General features: G+C 41.9%; 20 protein-coding genes. 7 read left to right on the plus strand and 13 right to left on the minus strand.

Annotated features, from left to right (window positions below; all coding sequences use genetic code 11):
- The first annotated feature begins 134 nt into the window (after nt 1-134).
- Both ACMX3D_RS23550 and ACMX3D_RS23555 read left to right on the plus strand, forming a co-directional pair.
- Nucleotides 135-740, plus strand: coding sequence for a cell division protein ZapB (locus ACMX3D_RS23550; RefSeq protein WP_482748230.1), 606 nt, complete (start codon nt 135-137; stop codon nt 738-740).
- Between the two features lie 277 nt (nt 741-1017).
- Entirely contained in the window at nt 1018-1356 is a 339-nt protein-coding gene (locus ACMX3D_RS23555; protein WP_015111218.1) for a P-II family nitrogen regulator, read from the plus strand.
- 339 nt (nt 1357-1695) lie between these two features.
- On the opposite strand, the gene ACMX3D_RS23560 is transcribed toward ACMX3D_RS23555, so the two are convergent.
- From ACMX3D_RS23560 to der, 9 genes are all read right to left on the minus strand, one after another.
- Nucleotides 1696-4368, minus strand: coding sequence for a DEAD/DEAH box helicase (locus ACMX3D_RS23560; RefSeq protein WP_482748231.1), 2673 nt, complete (start codon nt 4366-4368; stop codon nt 1696-1698).
- Between the two features lie 134 nt (nt 4369-4502).
- Complete coding sequence (gene proC / locus ACMX3D_RS23565) at nt 4503-5315, minus strand: pyrroline-5-carboxylate reductase (RefSeq protein WP_482748232.1); 813 nt, start codon at nt 5313-5315, stop codon at nt 4503-4505.
- Nucleotides 5316-5407: 92 nt separating this feature from the next.
- A complete protein-coding gene (locus ACMX3D_RS23570) occupies nt 5408-6004 on the minus strand; it encodes a cell division protein SepF (RefSeq protein WP_482748233.1) in 597 nt (198 codons plus the stop codon).
- Nucleotides 6005-6366: 362 nt separating this feature from the next.
- A complete protein-coding gene (locus ACMX3D_RS23575; protein ID WP_482748234.1) occupies nt 6367-7035 on the minus strand; it encodes a YggS family pyridoxal phosphate-dependent enzyme in 669 nt (222 codons plus the stop codon).
- A complete protein-coding gene (gene pipX, locus ACMX3D_RS23580) occupies nt 7032-7310 on the minus strand; it encodes a transcriptional coactivator PipX (protein ID WP_482748235.1) in 279 nt (92 codons plus the stop codon). Before pipX ends, ACMX3D_RS23575 begins: the two co-directional genes overlap by 4 nt.
- A gap of 524 nt (nt 7311-7834) precedes the next feature.
- Nucleotides 7835-9397: an anthranilate synthase component I gene (locus ACMX3D_RS23585; protein ID WP_482748236.1), complete on the minus strand. Its 1563-nt coding sequence runs from the start codon at nt 9395-9397 to the stop codon at nt 7835-7837.
- A 14-nt stretch (nt 9398-9411) separates the two neighbouring features.
- Nucleotides 9412-10383: an energy-coupling factor transporter transmembrane component T family protein gene (locus tag ACMX3D_RS23590; RefSeq protein WP_482748237.1), complete on the minus strand. Its 972-nt coding sequence runs from the start codon at nt 10381-10383 to the stop codon at nt 9412-9414.
- Nucleotides 10356-10481 (minus strand): hypothetical protein, encoded by a 126-nt coding sequence (locus ACMX3D_RS23595; RefSeq protein WP_482748238.1) that lies wholly within the window; start codon nt 10479-10481, stop codon nt 10356-10358. Before ACMX3D_RS23595 ends, ACMX3D_RS23590 begins: the two co-directional genes overlap by 28 nt.
- Before the next feature lie 61 nt (nt 10482-10542).
- Entirely contained in the window at nt 10543-11904 is a 1362-nt protein-coding gene (der, locus tag ACMX3D_RS23600; RefSeq protein WP_482748239.1) for a ribosome biogenesis GTPase Der, read from the minus strand.
- Between the two features lie 256 nt (nt 11905-12160).
- Between der and ACMX3D_RS23605 the strand changes: the two genes are divergently transcribed.
- Nucleotides 12161-12931, plus strand: coding sequence for a metallophosphoesterase (locus tag ACMX3D_RS23605; RefSeq protein ID WP_482748240.1), 771 nt, complete (start codon nt 12161-12163; stop codon nt 12929-12931).
- A gap of 134 nt (nt 12932-13065) precedes the next feature.
- Here ACMX3D_RS23605 and ACMX3D_RS23610 read toward each other — a convergent pair whose 3' ends face one another.
- The 3 genes from ACMX3D_RS23610 to ACMX3D_RS23620 form a co-directional block, all read right to left on the minus strand.
- The gene (locus ACMX3D_RS23610; protein ID WP_482748241.1) at nt 13066-13761 is read right to left on the minus strand and encodes a hypothetical protein; all 696 of its coding nucleotides are present in this window, start codon (nt 13759-13761) and stop codon (nt 13066-13068) included.
- A gap of 265 nt (nt 13762-14026) precedes the next feature.
- Nucleotides 14027-14482, minus strand: a complete 456-nt coding sequence (locus ACMX3D_RS23615) for a cupin domain-containing protein (RefSeq protein ID WP_482748242.1) — start codon at nt 14480-14482, stop codon at nt 14027-14029.
- 4 nt (nt 14483-14486) lie between these two features.
- Nucleotides 14487-15278, minus strand: a complete 792-nt coding sequence (locus ACMX3D_RS23620; protein WP_482748243.1) for a cysteine hydrolase family protein — start codon at nt 15276-15278, stop codon at nt 14487-14489.
- A gap of 82 nt (nt 15279-15360) precedes the next feature.
- On the opposite strand from ACMX3D_RS23620, the gene ACMX3D_RS23625 reads away from it, so the two are divergent.
- From ACMX3D_RS23625 to ACMX3D_RS23640, 4 genes are all read left to right on the plus strand, one after another.
- Nucleotides 15361-16764 (plus strand): amidohydrolase, encoded by a 1404-nt coding sequence (locus ACMX3D_RS23625; RefSeq protein WP_482748244.1) that lies wholly within the window; start codon nt 15361-15363, stop codon nt 16762-16764.
- Nucleotides 16765-16886: 122 nt separating this feature from the next.
- Nucleotides 16887-17114, plus strand: a complete 228-nt coding sequence (locus ACMX3D_RS23630; protein WP_482748245.1) for a hypothetical protein — start codon at nt 16887-16889, stop codon at nt 17112-17114.
- Between the two features lie 57 nt (nt 17115-17171).
- Nucleotides 17172-17564 carry a helix-turn-helix domain-containing protein gene (locus ACMX3D_RS23635; protein ID WP_482747409.1) on the plus strand — a complete coding sequence of 131 codons (393 nt, stop codon included), beginning with the start codon at nt 17172-17174 and terminating at the stop codon, nt 17562-17564.
- Nucleotides 17522-18118 carry a transposase gene (locus ACMX3D_RS23640; RefSeq protein WP_482747408.1) on the plus strand — a complete coding sequence of 199 codons (597 nt, stop codon included), beginning with the start codon at nt 17522-17524 and terminating at the stop codon, nt 18116-18118. The genes ACMX3D_RS23635 and ACMX3D_RS23640 overlap by 43 nt, the downstream gene beginning before the upstream one ends.
- A 47-nt stretch (nt 18119-18165) precedes the next feature.
- On the opposite strand, the gene ACMX3D_RS23645 is transcribed toward ACMX3D_RS23640, so the two are convergent.
- Nucleotides 18166-18432, minus strand: coding sequence for a peptidase (locus ACMX3D_RS23645; protein WP_482748246.1), 267 nt, complete (start codon nt 18430-18432; stop codon nt 18166-18168).
- Between the last annotated feature and the right edge of the window lie 18 nt (nt 18433-18450).

Genomic DNA, 18450 nt, shown 5'->3' on the forward strand with positions numbered 1-18450 from the left:
TATTGACTCGGCTGAAAAAAATCTTTGCTATCTGGGTATTTTTCTATTATTCTTGGGCATAGTTTCATAACTCGCCATTTCTGATAGCATCTCTGTACAATTTCTTTACCTTAACTTTTTATACCAATTTACCGATGCGAACAACCACAGCAGCTGTTCATACCCACTCTGCAAAACGGCCCGCTTCTCCAAATCATCCGCCCTCTGTGCCACTGTACGTATATCGGGAATTGGCAGCAGAGTTAGAAGCAACCCAGGCAAAATTAGATGCTCTCACCGCTAAAAATCAGCAACTGGCGCAAGAAAATCAGTTTCTTCGCCAAGAAATTAGCAAAGTCTTGCAGTCTGTTTCTCACTTGCAAAAGCTAGTTGATTTCCGTCATCCAGATAGTAAGGATAGTCACTATCCTCCTCACGCTGCTGGTGAAGGGAAAAATATAAACAAGCAACCAAAAAAGGAAGCACGTCCCCGTCCACAGTCATCACGTCCGCGTCCACCTGAAGCACCCAAAGCCAAACGCCGTCCTGATTTTGCTGTACCTGTAGTAGAAATAAGTCCTCACATCCCAGAAACAATTTTTATTGAAGAGCAGGCTGTTAGTTATTATCCTTCTATGGAAGCGAAAAAGAAGGAAATGAATGGTTGGGGGTTAGTTATTACTATTTTGTTAGTGATGTTGACGGCTTTTGGTGCTGGGTATTTAATTGTGCGGCCTTTGTTTGCAAATCAAAGCCACTAATTCTGCTTTGATTTGTTAATAAATATACTAAGATAGAAAATTTCTCTATTTTTGAGTTATGAGAAGCTCCTTCCACAAGAATTCTCACTTCCTTACACCCCCAACTGTTTGCGACATCAATCGGTGATGCTAAAACTGCATATACAAACACCATAGACTTTAAAAAAAGTTGCAATTATTACATTATGTTTTTGTAATCGCGTTATTGGTAAGAATGTCAGACAGTGGATCTGGTTAGATAGATAAACACACCTATTACAACTTAGGAGTCAAATGCATGAAGAAAGTAGAAGCAATTATTCGCCCATTTAAGCTTGACGAAGTGAAGATTGCTTTGGTTAATGCTGGTATCGTTGGGATGACAGTTTCAGAAGTTCGAGGTTTCGGACGGCAAAAGGGACAAACAGAACGCTATCGTGGTTCTGAATATACCGTTGAGTTTCTGCAAAAACTGAAAGTGGAAATCGTTGTTGAAGATAATCAAGTTGATATGGTGGTAGACAAAATTATCTCTGCTGCCCGCACAGGCGAAATTGGTGATGGTAAAATCTTCATATCTCCTGTTGAGCAAGTTGTGCGGATTCGGACTGGAGAAAAGAATACAGAAGCAGTATAAGACTCAATAGAGACGCGATCACTTGCGTCTGTTGTTGACAAAATAGCCAGCGTTGCTGAAAGTGAGATGGAGAACACCAGAAAGTTAGACTTTCAGAGGTTTTTTCGTCTCTAAAATCAGCAGCGCCTCCTGTGAAAATTCAAAATCTTACCAATTGATACCAAGTTACAATCAAAGATAGTAACTGGGACTGGGATTAGGGAGTAGTGGTTCGGCTTGGCTCACCAACCGGGAGTAGGGAATAGAAATACTATTTCTGAACGCAACTTAGTATGAACAATTTTACTGAAGCTACTGATCACCCGCACATGATATCACCACTTCTTTGTTCAAGCTAGTTCATTCAACTACCTCATTCACAGGGAATCTATCAATTAATTGCATTGCACGGTAAGCATTGCGCTGTAAAACTTCTGGTAAATGAGGAACATGGGGGATTTGAGATAATAAATCCAAAGTCCGGCGTAAAATTCTGACTACATCACCTTCATCTAAGCTGGTGTGACCGCAGAGTTCTGTCCACTCCATACCTAATCCCCACTGTTCGACAAGGGCAATTAACTCAAATTCCAACCAGATGGGTAACGCTACGTTGTATCGCCGTTGCAGTTGGAACATTTGGCGGCGAATTCCGCGCAGTTTTGCTAAAGCTTCTGCTACTTCCTCACTTAAGTCAAAGTTGACTTTGCTATCTGGACGTGGGGTTTCTGTTACTAAAGCTGCTACTGCTGCGGCTAAGTAGTGGGGGTCTAATTGATTGAGTTCACCACTGGCAAATACTAAACCTAGCCACAATTCGTTTTCTCCACGAATAGCGGCGGCAATTTGCCCTAGTTCTGTTGGCACTAGGTTATCCAAACAGCCGAAGTGTTGCAAAATCTCAATTAAATTGAGAAATTCTTCCCAATGACGTTGTGATTGTTGCGCGACTTGCCCTTGCAGTTGTTCTAGTTCGGCTTCGAGTTCAACATAACGCGCTCGGCGTTTGAAAATGGTGGAAGCATTACCAGACTGACGCAGAGGATGATTTTCGATTTGTTCTTCAACGGCAATAACGCGACTGAGTTGTTCTGCGACTTCTGGCGGCAAATGCAGAGATTCGTCAGGGTTAGGAATACGCCCGGCGATCGCAGCTGTTTGCTCATTTCCACGATAGGATTGTCCTGGCTTAAATGCTAATTCTGAAGGCGGTAGCATATCTGCTGGCACGTCCATTCGCGGTAGTTCGGCATACAAATCCATGACATCTTCCGTTGTAGCCACATACCAACGGTTGTCTTGCCCCAAACAGACAAAATATGGTGTTTGTCCCAAACCGGGGCTTTTACCGACTAAAACTGCCGTTATAGGTGCAGATACTGTAATGTTTTTCCCTTTGAGACTTAACAAGGTTCCAGAAACAGCAAAACCCAACATCATTACTAATTCTTCGTGGCGGTCATCTTGGGCTTGTTTTTGCAGAGTTTTTAATAACTGGCGTTCGACTTTCAGACGTTGCCGTAATTTTTCGTAAACAGCAATTTCGTTTTCATCTACGGCAGCGATTTGTTCTTGGAGTTGGGCTAGTTCGGCTTGCAGTGCGGCAATCTCGTCGTATTCTGGTTTGAGGTGCAAGTTGGCTATGTACTGACCAAAACTGCGTTCTACTAGTTCTCTAGCTTGCTCTATGGTGTGAGTTTGCAGTAAGTTCAACACCATACCATAGCTAGGTGTAAATTGGCTGACTAAGGGATCTGGTTTTGATGTTGCCAGATAAGCTGCTTCTTTTGCTCCTTCAAAAGGAGTTTGGACTGTCACCACATGACCTTGTTTATCCATACCGCGCCGACCAGCCCGTCCTGCCATTTGCAGAAATTCCGAGGCATTTAACAAGCGGTGTCCAGTATCAGTACGCTTGGAAAGGGTAGAAATTACTGTTGTCCGGGCAGGCATATTAATACCTGCGGCTAAGGTTTCGGTAGCAAATACTACCTTTATCAATCCCTGTTGGAATAATTCTTCGACTAGTACTTTCCACGCAGGTAAAATCCCAGCGTGGTGGGCAGCAATTCCACGATAAAGGGGGGCAATTTGTCCAGAACGTCCGGCTTCGGGGTTCCGATTTAAGAAATCGTCAATTTGCTCCCGTAATATTTGTGACTCTTGACCATTTACCAGCCATAAATCACCCACCTCTGCCACTGCTTTATCGCATCCCCGGCGGCTGAAGATAAAGTAAATAGCGGGGAGCATATCTCGCTGTTGTAGCTGGCTCAAGGTATATATGATACCAGGGGCTTCTGGTCTGCCGTTTTTGCCTTTGTCAACTTGTCCCTTTCTATGTTTTTTAACTAGGCGGGGATTAATTTTATTTTTGCTGTCATTCAGCAAAGGAAACAGGCCTTTGGGATTGCAGAAGTGAAATTCCAAAGGTACTGGACGAAAATCAGAATAAATCAGGTCTGTGGGGCCGTGGACGTGATTTAACCAATCGGTGAGTTGTTCGCTGTTGGCAACTGTGGCGGAGAGGGCTACTAGTTGCACTTCACGGGGACAGTAAATAATCGATTCTTCCCAAACTGTACCGCGTTGGCGATCGTTCATATAGTGGCACTCATCTAAGACCACTGCTTCCACATCTACCAAGGAAGTGCCGACTTGCCCGATGGGTGTGCCATAGAGCATGTTGCGGAAGATTTCTGTGGTCATCACCAGAATCGGCGCATCTCTGTTAATGGACGCATCACCGGTTAACAGTCCCACCAAATCGGAACCAAATTTCTCACGAAAATCGCGTAATTTTTGATTCGACAGGGCTTTGAGGGGTGTGGTGTAGAATACGCGTTTTTTTCGTGCTAGGGCGCGATAAATGGCGTATTCTCCTACTAATGTTTTGCCCGAACCTGTGGGCGCACATACAACTACGGAGCGTCCAGCATTAAGGGACGCGATCGCATCTTTTTGAAACTCATCCAGATCAAAGGGAAATATCGCCCCTAAATTAATTTCTGGAGACGGTGCGGGATAATTCACTCAATCACATTTGCAACCAGACTGTCTACTATATTAACGGGTCTTTTGTCAACTTCGGCATTTGTTATTAGTCAATGGTCAATGGTCAATTGTCAATGGTTTTCAACTATGGACTATTGACTATGGACTATGGACTATTTACCCAATTCTTGCGATCGCAATGCCGCAGCTTTAACTGCTTCAATCACAGCGGAACGAAATCCGGCTTTTTCTAGTTGGCTTACACCAGCAATTGTTGTGCCGCCAGGACTGGTAACTCGGTCTTTCAATTCTGCTGGGTGCATTTTACTGTCGTGCAGTAATTGTGCAGTTCCCAAGACGGTTTGCAAGGCGAGTTGATTGGCAATACCTCTGGGTAAACCTGCGGCGACTCCGCCATCGGCTAAGGCTTCTACTAAGATAGCGACGTAAGCAGGGCCACTACCAGACAAGCCTGTGACAGCATCCATCAAACTTTCGGATACTTCAACAACTTCTCCGACTGCCGAAAATATTTGCTGCGCTATTTGATGGTGTTTGGCATTGGTGTATGCGCCTGAACAGATTGCTGTCATCCCTGCCCCTACTGTTGCTGGGGTATTGGGCATGGCTCTAATTACTGGTAATCCTGGAAATGCAGCTTCTAGGTGATGTAAAGGCACTCCTGCCAAAATCGATATCACCAGAGGCGAGTTTTCTATTACAACAATATCTGCTAATTCTTGAGCGATCGCGCTAAATACTTGCGGTTTTACAGCTAAAAATATGACTTCCTGAGCTTGTCGAAACACCAAGCTGTTATCTGTAGTGGCAGTCACATTATATTGCTGTTGTAAAAAAGCTTGACGCGCCGATTGGGGTTCGCTAACTATTACTTCTGAAGGTTGGTAGATCCCCTGTGCAATGAGGCGGGATAACAGTGCTTCTCCCATTACCCCACCACCAATTAAGCCGAATTTTGTAGTCATTTAGTTCATGGTCAATAGTCCATAGTCAATAGCCTAGAGTCAAAAATTTTGGACTCTGGACTTTTGACTCTGGACTATTAACTAATTTAAAACTATTGTGCCATGCGATTGGGTTCACTACCCCAGTTTGGCGTGGCTGTTGGGGTGGTACGTACAGGACGTGCTGGTGGCTGTGGTACTTCATGAATAACTCCACCTTGAGTGCTAACTTGCACGCAGCTTGGCGTAAACAAAAAGATGCTCTCTCCAATCCGCTCTTGATGTCCATCTAATGCGTAAGTTCCACCAGCAACAAAATCAACGGCGCGTTGTGCTTGATCTGGATCCATAATTGTCAGATTGAGTACTACTGACTTCCGCTCACGCAAAGCTTGAATTGCCTGGGGCATTTCTTCAAATGTACGAGGCTCAAGTACTAATACTTCCGAAATCCCGTTCACTGCTCCTGGCATACCAATTACGTTCCCCATCGTAGACTTTGATCCTGTTGCTACATCATTACCCATTGTAGACATGGGTTCCCGCCAACGTCGATTCTGTGTAGTCGCTTCTGCGGGTGCAGGCTGAGGATTTTCTTCTTGATACAGATTTTGGTAGTTATCTGTATCTGGTTCCTCCTCATAATATTCGTATTCTACCTGCTCGTTTAGCCCTACGAAGTCTCGAAGTTTAGAAAATATATTGTTCATTGGTACGCTCCTGATGCAAATTACCTTTATCGATTTGGCTGTTATTTGATGTAGCCATCACAGATCACTACAAAGGGCGGACAATTTAGTAATCTTATCGCTGTTTGTAGCTTCTATTACAACTATGGATAACAAACTGACGCTTTTGTAAACGCCTGTACCTTAACCTAGATACAATAATGAGTCAAGATTATATCCCAAACATTTCGGGATATAAAGCAGAATTGCAGGGTTTTTTGATTATTCGTTACTTTTTTTAATATTTTTTTTAGTGTCTTATTGTACCAGTAACCTGGGAAAACTATCTGTATTAAGTACTGAGAAGCTCAACTACTATTAGTTAAGAATTGCTGTCTGTGAAATTAACTGCGATCGCCAAATAAAATAGTTCCCAATCTTACCATCGTCGCTCCAGCCTGGATTGCCAGTTGATAGTCACCTGACATACCCATCGACAGTTGCTGCATGTGAATATTAGGAAAGTTTTGTAACTGAATTTCTTTAGCTAACTGACGAGTACTATTAAATACATCCAAGATTTCCGCCTCAGTCAAACCAAGAGGCGGAATTGTCATCAATCCCTGAATTTGTAAAAACTGGCACTGGTTGAGTTCCTCTAAATCAGCCAGTAATTCGGGAACACTCCAACCTGACTTTTGCGGATCTGGGAGTATTTTTACTTGGAGGCATACTTTTGGACTCACTCCCAGCTGCTGCGCTAATTGATTTAAGCGCTGTGCCAGCTTCAAATTATCTACAGAGTGAATCCATTCAAATAGTTCCAGTGCCTTTTTGGCTTTGTTGCTTTGTAAATGTCCAATTAGATGCCAAGTAATATCTGATAAGTCTTGCAACTGAGCTTGCTTAGTGGCAGCTTCTTGGATGCGACTTTCGCCAAAATCCCGAATTCCAGCGTTATAAGCTAAACGAATCACTTCCGCCGGAACTTGCTTGCTGACAGCAATTAATTTGACAGAATTTGGCAGCGAGGAGCGAATATTGGTAATCCGTTCATCAATCGAACTATTCATTGGAATGTGCGTTGGAAAACACTCTGAAGCTGATCGTACTCCTGAGATTGACCATTGCGTCGCAAGGTACGCAAACGATTTTCTAACATCATCCTGGCTTCTGTGCGGCCAACGGGTTGAAATTTAATACCTTTAACGTCGTTTGTGACCAGAAAAAATAAGCGTTGGGCATAAAGTGTAGTGAACATATCCTGGTTTTCGTCAACCATGCAGATCCGATAAAGTAAGCCCCAAGTTGGATGATTTATGTAAATTTCGGAGTTTTCTGAAGTCATTTAAGAGTCAAGGTTGGAGTATGTATATTTATTTGTAGTTCTCAGCAAACATTCAGACGATAATCATACCTGTTCGTCAGAATATTAAATTAAAACTACGCCAATTGAGTAATTTCTGCCATACGGCGGCAGTATAAAATTCTTGAGAGGCTAGAGGCGACAGACCAGAGACTAGAAGCGCTTAGGTTCGAGGGAAGTATTTCTACTTAGCACCTTTCCAGGCAGATGAAGCTAACAGAGACAACAGTTAAAGGCACACAAAAGTTGATGAGACTTGGGTAACTTGTAATTATTTGCTATTGACAATACAAAAAAATCTCTACTTTTTTGTTTGGTTTTGCCAATAGCAACCAGATTTCCCCATTAAAGTTCACAACAGCCAAGGCTGACTCTCAAATCGATGTTGGCGCTGGCTTCTTCCAATGTTGCCACAATTCTTAGTTTATGGCACAAAATGGTTAACAATGGGCTACTTTTGATAGTTTAGAAGCCAAGAAGCATAGTAGTTTTTAATTCAGCACCGTTCATTGGTAATTGAGGATATTCAGGGCTGCTAGTTGTGCCTGTGCTTTGTGCAGAGATTCGTACCATTCTCTCTCAGGATCACTGTCTGCCACAATACCTGCTCCTACTTGTCCCCATACGGTGTTTAGTGGGGAGTGCTGAGTCACCGAAGTTTGCCCGGAGGGAGACCCTCCTTGCAACTTCTCGCTGAGTGCTGAGGATTGAGTAGAATATTTTCCCTCTGCTCCTCTGCTCCTCTGCACCCCAGCTTTAAATGCCGGAGCCAAAAGTAGGGTACGAATCAAGATATTCAAGTCTAAGTTACCGCGCCAGTCTAGATAGCCGCAGGAGCCGTAGAATAGGCTACGTCGTACAGGTTCTAGTTCTTCGATGATTTCCATGCAGCGGACTTTTGGACACCCTGTGATTGTGCCACCAGGAAACATGGCACGAATCAAATCAACGGCGCTTTGATTGGATTTTAAAGTACCTTTAACGTTGCTGACAAGGTGCATAACGTGGCTATAGCGCTCAATTGTGAGCAGTTCATCAACTTTTACGGTTCCCCATTCACAAACTCGCCCTAAATCGTTGCGTTCTAAGTCCACCAGCATAATGTGTTCTGCACGTTCTTTGGTATTGCTGAGTAGTTCTTGTGCCAGTTGATTGTCTTGTTCTGGGGTAGCACCACGCGATCGCGTCCCGGCAATTGGTCGAGTCTGCGCTTGCCCATTTTGCAACAGCACTAACCGTTCTGGTGAACAGCTGACTACTTCACCCCAAGGAGTCTGCCAGTAGCTGGCAAAAGGTGATGGATTGATTTTCTGTAAGGCTTGGTAAATTGACCAGCCAGAAGCCATTGTAGATGCTGTAAATCGCAAAGAAAGATTCGTCTGAAAGATGTCTCCAGCCTGAATATATTTTTTGGCGCGATTGACGAATGTTTCATAATCTGACTGCGATGTGAAGAACTCAGGGGCAAGGTTAATGGGGCTATGTTGTGAAGAGGTAACTTGGTAGAGTGGATTCCCTGAATTTTTTTCTTCTAAAAGAATTTTTAACCTATTAACATCATCAATGTCACTACCTGCCAACCAAAGAATTTGTTTGGCATGATCCAAAATGGCAAATGAATCTGGTTCATACCAAAAAGCTACGGGGAAGGGTAAAGTATCTGATTTGGCAAACGGTAGCTGTTCAATTTCCCAAGCAACATCATAGCCAAGCCATCCTAACCAACCACCAGTGAAGGGGAGGTGAGGTGGAGGTAGGAGGCAGGGGGCAGGGGAAGATAAGTGAAAAGTGTCTTCCCCTATACCCCTACTTTGTAGTAACTCTTCTAAAAACGGGAAAACTTTACCTAGTTGTGGTGTCCACATCTGGGGTACACCATCGACTATTCTGGGAGCGCCTGCACAGATAGAATAGCGACTGAGTTGGGGTTGGTTAGTGGGTGTGGGGTAAGGACTTTCGAGAAGGGTAGCGATTCCTGATGGTGTGGTAGGCAGAAATAAGGCTGCGAAAATTTCCGAGCCGGTACGATTTTCTAAAGGGAGCGATCGCCAATGCCAAGGCTTGGTCATAATGAATGCACAGCTTAAAATTGATTACCCAAAATTACCCGCACTCCCCAGAATAAAGTTAAAGTGGCGATCGCTAACCAATCCCATGTTTTGAGTCGTAATTCATGCCACTGTACTTTATGTTCGTTAGGACTGGTAAAACCGCGTACCATCATGGCATTCGCCATTTGGTCTGCCCTTAACAGTAAATTTTCTAACAGTCTTTCTGCGACAATCATCCAAACTTTGACTGTACCTTTCAACCCTAGTTTTTTCCAATTAATTGCCCTTGTCATTACAGAACGAATTAAATTTTGCACTTCTTCTAAAACGAGGGGAATAAATCGCAAGGATAAAGTTAAAGTTAAGGTAATTTCTGTTACGGGTATCTTGAGTTTACGTAAGGGCTGCATGATGCTTCCAATCGCAGCAGTAATTTCTTCTGGTGCAGTTGTTAGAAGATACAAATTAGTACTATAAATCACAGTAAATAAAATTGTACTCAGACGCACCGCTAAATCTAAAGAACGACGTGTTATTTTGACTGGCCCTTGATGAAACAAGACGTAAGAGTATTTTTTAGTGCTGAGTGCTGAGGAGCCAGTCGCGTGGGCGGGTTTCCCGACTTGAGCGAACTGGCGTTGCTGAGTGCTGAGTGAAGTTTTACTATTTGCTGGCTGAGTTAAGACTTGTTCATTGGCTGGGAGACGCGGCTGATAATTTACGCCTAAGCCATCCGGGCTGATAGCTGCAATAAATAATACTAAAACTGTTAGTGTTAACAGCCAACCCATTTGTTGCTGCCAGACTCGTCGAGGAATTCTGGCAACTAAGGTAAAAATAATTAACAGTACTACTAACAGAACGCGCCATTGATTAGTGGCAAAGCTGTAGCTTGTTAAAAAACTCATCAACCAAGCAATCTTGACGCGCGGATCGAGTTTATGCAGCCAAGTTTGCGGTTGTTCTAAGTATAGTCCTAGTGGTAGCGATCGCAGTAAATCCATTTTTTAGTGCTGAGTGCTGAGTCTTGAGTGCTGAGTTTTAGAATCTCTAAAACACGATAAGTTAAGGTTTTTAATTCTTGTCTATTCTGCCCTGACATTTAACGCTTAATACAGTTTACTTCTCCATCCTCAGCACTCAGCACTTGGCACTCAGCACTCTTAAACGCGAGTTGCGCGGTTAACGTTACCACTTTCCACATCACGGACTTTCTTACTCCGCCAGAGTAAACGAATGGGTGTACCCTTAAATCCTAGTTGTTGGCGGAATTGCCGTTCGATATAGCGGCGGTAGTTGTCGTTGAAGCGTTTGGCTTCGTTAACAAACAAGGCAATTGTTGGTGGTTGTGTGGTTACTTGTGTACCATAATAAATTTTGCCTTGACGACCACCGCGTGAAGTTGGTGGTGAGTGCCACCTAACAGCTTCTTCTAAAACTTCGTTAATTACCGAAGTACTCACACGACGTTTGTGTTCTGCTGCTGCTTGATTGACTAACTCTAAAATCTTTTCTACCCGTTGTCCGGTTAAGGCGCTGACAAAGATAGTCGATGCCCAGTCAGTAAAGTGTAGCCTTTCTTGCAGACTTTTTTCGTAATCGTAGATAGTGTGGGAGTCTTTTTCAATGGCATCCCATTTATTCACCACAACGATGCAAGCTCGACCATCTTCAATAATTCGCCCTGCTAACTTTTGGTCTTGTTCGGTAACTCCGTCAAGGGCATCTAAAACTAATAAAACTACATCAGCGCGGCGAATTGCTTTAAAGGAACGGTTAATGCTAAAAAATTCTGGGCCGTATTCGACGTTTTTCTTTTTGCGAATCCCGGCGGTGTCGATGATGCGGTATTGTTGCCCATCGCGTTCGATAAACGTGTCTATGGCATCTCGCGTCGTGCCAGAAATCGGGCTAACAATGGCTCGTTGTTCCCCAACGAAAGCATTCAATAAACTTGATTTACCCACATTCGGGCGACCAACGATCGCCACTTTAATTTCGTTGCTTTCTGGTACTTCTGTTACAGGCGGAATGTATTTAATTAACTCGTCGAGTAACTCTCCTGTACCGTTGCCATGAATCGCAGAGATCGGGTATGGTTCTCCTAACCCCAATTCCCAAAACTCGGCTGCTTGAATGATGCCTTGTTCGGGAGATTCGCACTTGTTCACAGCCAGAAGTACTGGTACTGGTTGTTGACGTAACCACTCGGCGATTTCTTCATCAGCTGGGGTGGGGCCTGTTTGACCATTCACTACAAAAATTGCTGCACTTGCTTCGCTGAGGGCTGCTAGTGCTTGTTGACGAATCAACGGCAGAAATTCGGTGTCATCGTTAAAGACTAAACCACCTGTATCTACCACTAAATACTCGCGATCATTCCAGTAAGCAGGCATATAAGTGCGATCGCGTGTCACACCTGGTTCATCGTGGACAATCGCCGTTTGTTCCCCAGCGAGACGATTAACCAGGGTGGATTTGCCGACATTCGGCCGGCCGATAATTGCAACAATTGGCAGTCCCATAAAACCAGGAGTAGAGAGACAGATAGTATATCACATCTCTTTATTTTAGCGACTTTACGTCTTTATTTAATTTTTTCTGATTAAAGAAAATTTAAAGCGGATTTTAGAAGAGCAACTTAGCAAGAAAATTGGCAATCACGTCGAAGGAGATTGTGCCTTGATAACTCGTAAGTGGTTGATAAAAGCCAGCAGATCAGCCTTTCGATGTATAAGATGGTGCATATTGCTAGGCTTTGGCATTTTACTATACGCCAAGTTGATTGAACCTAATTGGATTGAAATTAATTCTTTACAATTAACATTACCTAATCTGGCATCAGAATTTCACGGCTATCGTATTGTTCAAATCAGTGATATTCACCGCGATCGCTGGATGAGTCCGCGACGACTAAAGCGAATAGTCCGACTTGTTAACCAACAAAAACCCGATTTAATCACAATTACTGGTGATTTAGTTACACGCAATCTACCACAATTCATCCCTTCGCTAACAGTTTCTTTAAATCACTTCACACCCAAGGATAAAACCATAGCAATATTAGGGAATCACGACCACGAAAACGACACTCAAGCAATTATTAAAGCATTACAACAAAGCAAGATTATTTACCTAGGCAATGATATTTACACCCTCAAACGAGGTAGCGCTATGCTGCACATTGCGGGTGTAGATGATGTGCAAATGGGTAAAAGCCGCCTAGATTTAGTTATGCAGCAATTACCGAAAGAAGGTGCAGCAATATTGTTAGCACACGAACCAGACTTTGCTAATACCAGTGCGGCGACAGGGCGGTTTGATTTGCAACTCTCAGGACATTCTCACGGCGGACAGGTACGTTTACCATTTATTCAACCGCCGATTCTTCCACCTTTTGCTAAACAGTATTATTTAGGAGAATATCAAGTAGGAAATATGTTTTTGTACACCAACCGAGGCTTAGGTATGACAGGATTACATCTGCGGTTATTTGCCCGTCCGGAAATTACTGTGTTTACCTTAGTTGCGTCAATTAATGCGGCTGAGTAACTCAGTTGGAATAAATCATGGCGATGTGCGCTCGCATAATTACTTTCCCACAATATACTAATCGTATGGAGTTATTCTCTAAAATAGAGAGAGCAGACAACCAATTTCCCTTATAAAGTTATAAATTATAACACTTATTCATCAATATTCCATTCATGAAAAGAATCTATAAAATATTTACAAAGAAGAGCTATTGTATTTGCTGATTTGTAAACATCTTGTTCATTTTCAAAGACCCATCCACTTGGATATAAACCAAGCCAAGTAGATAAATTTATTGTAAATGGCCCAATTCTGGTTTCTGTATTGTCTTCATTCAATTTTGTAATTATATGTGAGTAATAATAGGATGAATTATTGTCAATAATGACGAAAGTAGAAATTTTCCAATGTTTAGATATTGGCTGATCAAAGCAAATATCAGCATAAAATTTTGGTTGCAGTATTTCAGACAAAGCATTTATAATGACTTTTCTAAGAAATCTTTTAGAATATTTTTTTAATCTCTTATTTTGTTCACTCAGTATTTTTCTCAAATCTTCGTTTTTTGTTGCAACATAAAAATTATTGAATATTACTTCTTCTTCATCTGTGATTTTAATACTTAAATTATTAAGAAATTCCCATTCGGATTTTTTTATTAGTATAGGCAGTATTTTTGACCGTTCTTCCTGAGAAAAACCTGATATAACTTCTAGCATTTCTCTTGCAAAGTAAGACTTCATCCCTGACAGACGTTCAAAATCGGTTTCATATTCTTTTTGTGCTTCTTTCAATCGCCATTGATAATATTTTATTTCAAACTCATAGTAGAATAGCTTGTGATTCATAGCAAGAAAACTACGATTAATAATTATAGTAATGTATCTTTAAATATTTGCAGAGATTTTATGCTTATCTATTGTGGTTTATCCTGATTATTGTGAGCTAGGAAGACATCAAACTGTGCTTGGTTAGTAAAAAAAATTGTAGGTTGGATGAAGGGAAGCGGAACCTAACCAAATTCTGAAAATGTTGGGTTTCACTGCGTTACACCTAACCTACATTTAATGCACTATTTTAGTCGTGTCACGCCACTACAATTTTCTGAATTATTCAATAAGGCATAAAGGTATCTAACCTGCCAAATACCGCCATATCTTCTGCGTCTAATTCTACAGGTGTGCCGCTGCGAATTAATTCCGCGAAATCCTCATTGGGAACCATAATTGTCAATGTATACAAGCGACTTGAACCTGTATTTTTAATCAAATGCGTGCCTGTGGGTGGAACTAACAAACTATCTCCGGCTTTAATAGGAACTTTCTTCCCATCACAAATAGCAATTCCTTCGCCTTTGAGGACAAAAAACATTTCAATTGCCCATTGATGGCGATTGATAGGGGTTTGTCCACCTACATCAAAGATTTCTACACAACAAGTCAGAGATGTATTAGCATTGGTCGAGTCAAAAATAATTGCTAACCGATTAGTATCATGGGGACTAATGCGATAGGCTTGATAATCTTTGGGAGATTTAATAACAGGAATTACGCAACTAGTAGAGTGCATTTAATTAATCCCCTCCTGTTAGTTCAGGGTGATTTAAAGCTGTGAAAATTGCTTCTGAGTCGGTGACAAAACCAAAACACTGTTTGACGTTATATAAAGTTGCCAGCCAACAATAATCGGGTGAAGTTGTGGCGGTACAATCTTTCACTAAAATGCAGTCATATCCTAAAAAATTGGCATCACACAGTGTAGTTAACACACATTGATCAGCATTCACACCAGCAAAAAATATTGTAGTAATTCCTAAATTCCGCAGGATACTATCTAAGGGCGTGTCCCAAAAGCCACTCATACGGTATTTATCTACACGGATATCTTCGGGCAACTGTGGTAGTTCATCAACTACGGCTGCTGCCCAACTACCAGCCATTAATACCCTAGCACCGTTTTTCGGTAAGCAGTCGCCTAAGCCGACACCATCACCGGTAGGGTTGTAGACGTGACGCGCAGCCGCACTGATATTGAGTAAGTCGGGACGATTACCCCAATTTATCCAAATTACCGGAACGTTAACAAGACGCAGTTTTGGGAGTAAATTATTTAACGGTTCAATAGGTTTACGTGCAGGGGTGACATCCACACCGATATGCGCCAACCAGCCATCGGGATGGCAAAAGTCGTTTTGCATATCAATGATGAGGATGGCGGTTTTTGCCAAGTCTAGGCGCAGGGTTTTAGTTTCGGTTGATAAGATAACGGGTTGTGGGGTTTTAGGAGGACGAGAAATATCTGCGATCGCATGATCTACCATCCAAGCATTTGGCGCAACTCCCAAAGTCCGAAGAGGCTGATTCATAAATTGCAACACCCAACACCTTTTTTTATTTTGTAACTTGAAAAGTAGTAGAGCGTTCAATTACTTAATTAAGGTTTAAATCGTGAACTTCACTATTAAAAATGTCTTAATTGCCACTGATGAGGATTACACCACTACAGATGTACAGGTTGTAGAAGGTAAAATCTCGGCTATTGCGCCTCATCTTGATGTTGTGGGGACAGCAATTAACGGTGAACACAAACTGCTACTACCCGGTTTTGTCAACGCCCACACCCATTCTTCTGAAAAGTGGCAACGGGGGATTATTCCACCTTTGCCTTTAGAATTATGGTTGGCACACTTGTATGATTTTGCTCCCCTCGACACGGAAAAAGTTTATCTCAGCGCATTGGGAACGGCGGTAGAAACGTTACTTTCCGGTGGTACGAGTGTGGTAGATCATTTGGTATTGATTCCCACAGAAGAGTTAGAAACCATCGCTGCTGCGGTTCGCGCTTATCGAGAAGTAGGCATTCGGGCTTTTATTGCACCGTTAATTCAAGATGAATCGCTGACTGCTGGTATTCCTTCTGGGGAGACAGAACGTAACCACGAACCTTATTTTCGTTCGACAGCAGATACCTTAGCAATTATTGAGGAAGCGGTAAGACAGTTTCATCGCCCAGAAGAAGGGATAAGTATTTTAGTTGCACCCACAGGGATTCAGTTGTGTAGCGATGCTTTGTTTACTGGTTGTATTGAGTTGAGCGATCGCTATAATTTATGTCGTCACTCGCATTTGCTGGAAACCAAAGCCCAAGAAAAACTTGCCCAAGAAAAGTACGGTTGTAGCGCTGTCGAACATCTTAAATGTATTGGATATTTAGGCGATCGCACTTCTCTCGCCCATTGTGTTTGGTTAAATGAGTTTGATATTGAAATTCTTGCCGAAACTCAATCTACAGTTGTTCACAATCCTTTAAGTAATTTGCGTTTAGGCAGTGGTATTGCGCCAATTTTAAAATATCGCCAAGCTGAGGTAAATGTAACTTTTGGTTGTGATGGTGCTTCGAGTAATGATTCTCAAGATTTGCTTGAAGCTATCAAAATTGGTTCTATTTTGCACAACACTACAGAACGAGATTATCAATATTGGATTACACCCCGACAAGCTGTAGAAATGGCAGCTTTAGGAGGTGCAAAAGGCTTGAATATGTCCGATAAAATTGGTTCTCTTACTGTCGGGAAACAAGCTGACTTAGTGCTTTATGATCTGACAAGTTTATCATTACTGCCCCGTACCGATCCCATTGGCTTATTAGTTTTAGGACGACCTACAAATGCTGTTGATAGCGTCTGGGTAAATGGCAAACAAATAGTAGCTGATGGTAAAGTTACTACCATTAATGTCGATAAATTGCGGCAAGAATTATTCAAGCGCAGTCAATGGGATACCCAGCGTAAGTCGCCAACTGTAGCAGAAATTGAAGCTCATTATCGCACTGTAATGGGTTTACTAGATTAATGTGTCTCGCGCAAAGGCGCAAAGACGCTAAGAAAAACTTTGCGCGAGATTATTCTTTTTAGGCTCGTTGGCACAATAAGCCGGACATAATCTGAAAAAAAACCAACAGATAGGAAAACAATATGAATATATCTATTATCGATGAGGTAATCGAACAATTAAGAGCGATGCCACAGGAATTGCAATGGCAGGTGCTTGAATTTGCTCGAATACTGGCAAAATCTCAAGTTCAAGGCACTCCAGGTCAACAATTACTACGTTTTGCAGGTTCAATATCACCCAATGATCTCCAGTTAATGCGTGAGGCAATTGAGCAAGAGTGTGAACAGGTTGATATCAATGAGTGGTAGATACAGCACTTTCGAGGTAAATGAGGTACACATAGTATTGGTGCATCAAGACTTAAAATGAAAGCATACTCAATCGATTTACGAGAAAAAATAGTAAATACTTACGAAAAGGGTGGTACTTCAATAAGAAAGGTTGCTGTGCAATTTGGTGTAGCAAAAAGCTATGTGCAAAAGCTAATCCAACTTCATAGAGTGCAAGGACATCTAGAACCCAAAAAGCAAGGTGGAGCCATGAAGGGTAGGCTAGATGATTTCGCGAGCGAATTAGCCGAAATGGTTCAAATTTACCCAGATGCAACTTTATTGGAATATTGCGAATATTTTGGAGAAAAATACAACGTTTGGGTGTGTGCAAGTGTGATGTGTTGTGCATTACAAAAACAAAAATTAACTCGAAAAAAAAGACTTTGCGTAGCAGCCAAGGAAAAACAGAAAGAGTCCAAAAACTGAGAATAGAGTATTGGGAGAAAGTAAAGCAAGTAGACCCAGAAAACCTTGTATTTATAGATGAAATGGGTGTTTTACTTGGCTTAACTAGGACTCATCAAAGAAGCGAGCGCGGCACTAGAGCGTATAATTTTAAACCATATTACCGGGGAGCAAAAATAAGTGTAATCGGAGGAATTAGCTTAAAGAAAGTTTTAGCGGTGATGACTTTAAACGGCTCAATGGATGGAGATGCATATAAAGTTTTTGTAGAACATTTTTTACTTCCGCAATTATGGGTTGGTGCAGTCGTTGTAATGGATAATCTACCTGCTCATAAAGTCGAAGAGATTCAGCTTTTGATTGAAGGAGTGGGAGCAAGTGTTCTTTATCTATCTCCTTATTCTCCTGAATTCAATCCAATTGAACATTGGTGGTCACAATTAAAAGCTTTTCTGAAACAATTTTCTCCCAAGAGTGCATCTGTCGTTGATGGTTTAATTAAAATTGCGCTGAAACTAGTTGATCCAAAGCATCTAAAAAATTGGTTTACTAATTGCTGCTACTGTACCTCATGAACCTCAAATCTGCTGTATTTGCTAGACACAAACATTATTATTGCTTCTTAAGATGATCGTTGGCGGAATAACCCCATCATACTTATGCCAGTAATCAACAAGCCAACTAATCCTAAGCCATTCAAAAGTGGGTAAATTTTCTCTAAATGAATGATTTCTAGTGTATGCAGTCCTAAAAGAAATTCACCTAACTCATCTTGATGTAACCATTCATGGGCAATGGTAAAAGCCATGCCAGTTAATACAGTTAAAAACAAAGGCAAACATAGAATAATTGCTATCTGGCGGTGGTAGCGGCGAAACATTCGATTCATAGACAGTTTTTGGAGAAA

The organism is Anabaena sp. TISTR 8404 (assembly GCF_056847745.1).

Excerpts from the sequence above, each read along its gene's own strand:
- ACMX3D_RS23635 (WP_482747409.1), top strand. The coding sequence starts at position 17,172 with ATGAAAGCATACTCAATCGATTTACGAGAAAAAATAGTAAATACTTAC.
- ACMX3D_RS23575 (WP_482748234.1), bottom strand. The coding sequence starts at position 7,035 with ATGAATAGTTCGATTGATGAACGGATTACCAATATTCGCTCCTCGCTG.
- ACMX3D_RS23585 (WP_482748236.1), bottom strand. The coding sequence starts at position 9,397 with ATGACCAAGCCTTGGCATTGGCGATCGCTCCCTTTAGAAAATCGTACC.
- ACMX3D_RS23595 (WP_482748238.1), bottom strand. The coding sequence starts at position 10,481 with ATGTCAGGGCAGAATAGACAAGAATTAAAAACCTTAACTTATCGTGTT.
- ACMX3D_RS23570 (WP_482748233.1), bottom strand. The coding sequence starts at position 6,004 with ATGAACAATATATTTTCTAAACTTCGAGACTTCGTAGGGCTAAACGAG.
- ACMX3D_RS23590 (WP_482748237.1), bottom strand. The coding sequence starts at position 10,383 with ATGGATTTACTGCGATCGCTACCACTAGGACTATACTTAGAACAACCG.
- ACMX3D_RS23630 (WP_482748245.1), top strand. The coding sequence starts at position 16,887 with ATGAATATATCTATTATCGATGAGGTAATCGAACAATTAAGAGCGATG.
- ACMX3D_RS23645 (WP_482748246.1), bottom strand. The coding sequence starts at position 18,432 with ATGAATCGAATGTTTCGCCGCTACCACCGCCAGATAGCAATTATTCTA.
- ACMX3D_RS23620 (WP_482748243.1), bottom strand. The coding sequence starts at position 15,278 with ATGAATCAGCCTCTTCGGACTTTGGGAGTTGCGCCAAATGCTTGGATG.
- ACMX3D_RS23550 (WP_482748230.1), top strand. The coding sequence starts at position 135 with ATGCGAACAACCACAGCAGCTGTTCATACCCACTCTGCAAAACGGCCC.
- ACMX3D_RS23555 (WP_015111218.1), top strand. The coding sequence starts at position 1,018 with ATGAAGAAAGTAGAAGCAATTATTCGCCCATTTAAGCTTGACGAAGTG.
- der (WP_482748239.1), bottom strand. The coding sequence starts at position 11,904 with ATGGGACTGCCAATTGTTGCAATTATCGGCCGGCCGAATGTCGGCAAA.
- ACMX3D_RS23610 (WP_482748241.1), bottom strand. The coding sequence starts at position 13,761 with ATGAATCACAAGCTATTCTACTATGAGTTTGAAATAAAATATTATCAA.
- ACMX3D_RS23615 (WP_482748242.1), bottom strand. The coding sequence starts at position 14,482 with ATGCACTCTACTAGTTGCGTAATTCCTGTTATTAAATCTCCCAAAGAT.
- proC (WP_482748232.1), bottom strand. The coding sequence starts at position 5,315 with ATGACTACAAAATTCGGCTTAATTGGTGGTGGGGTAATGGGAGAAGCA.
- pipX (WP_482748235.1), bottom strand. The coding sequence starts at position 7,310 with ATGACTTCAGAAAACTCCGAAATTTACATAAATCATCCAACTTGGGGC.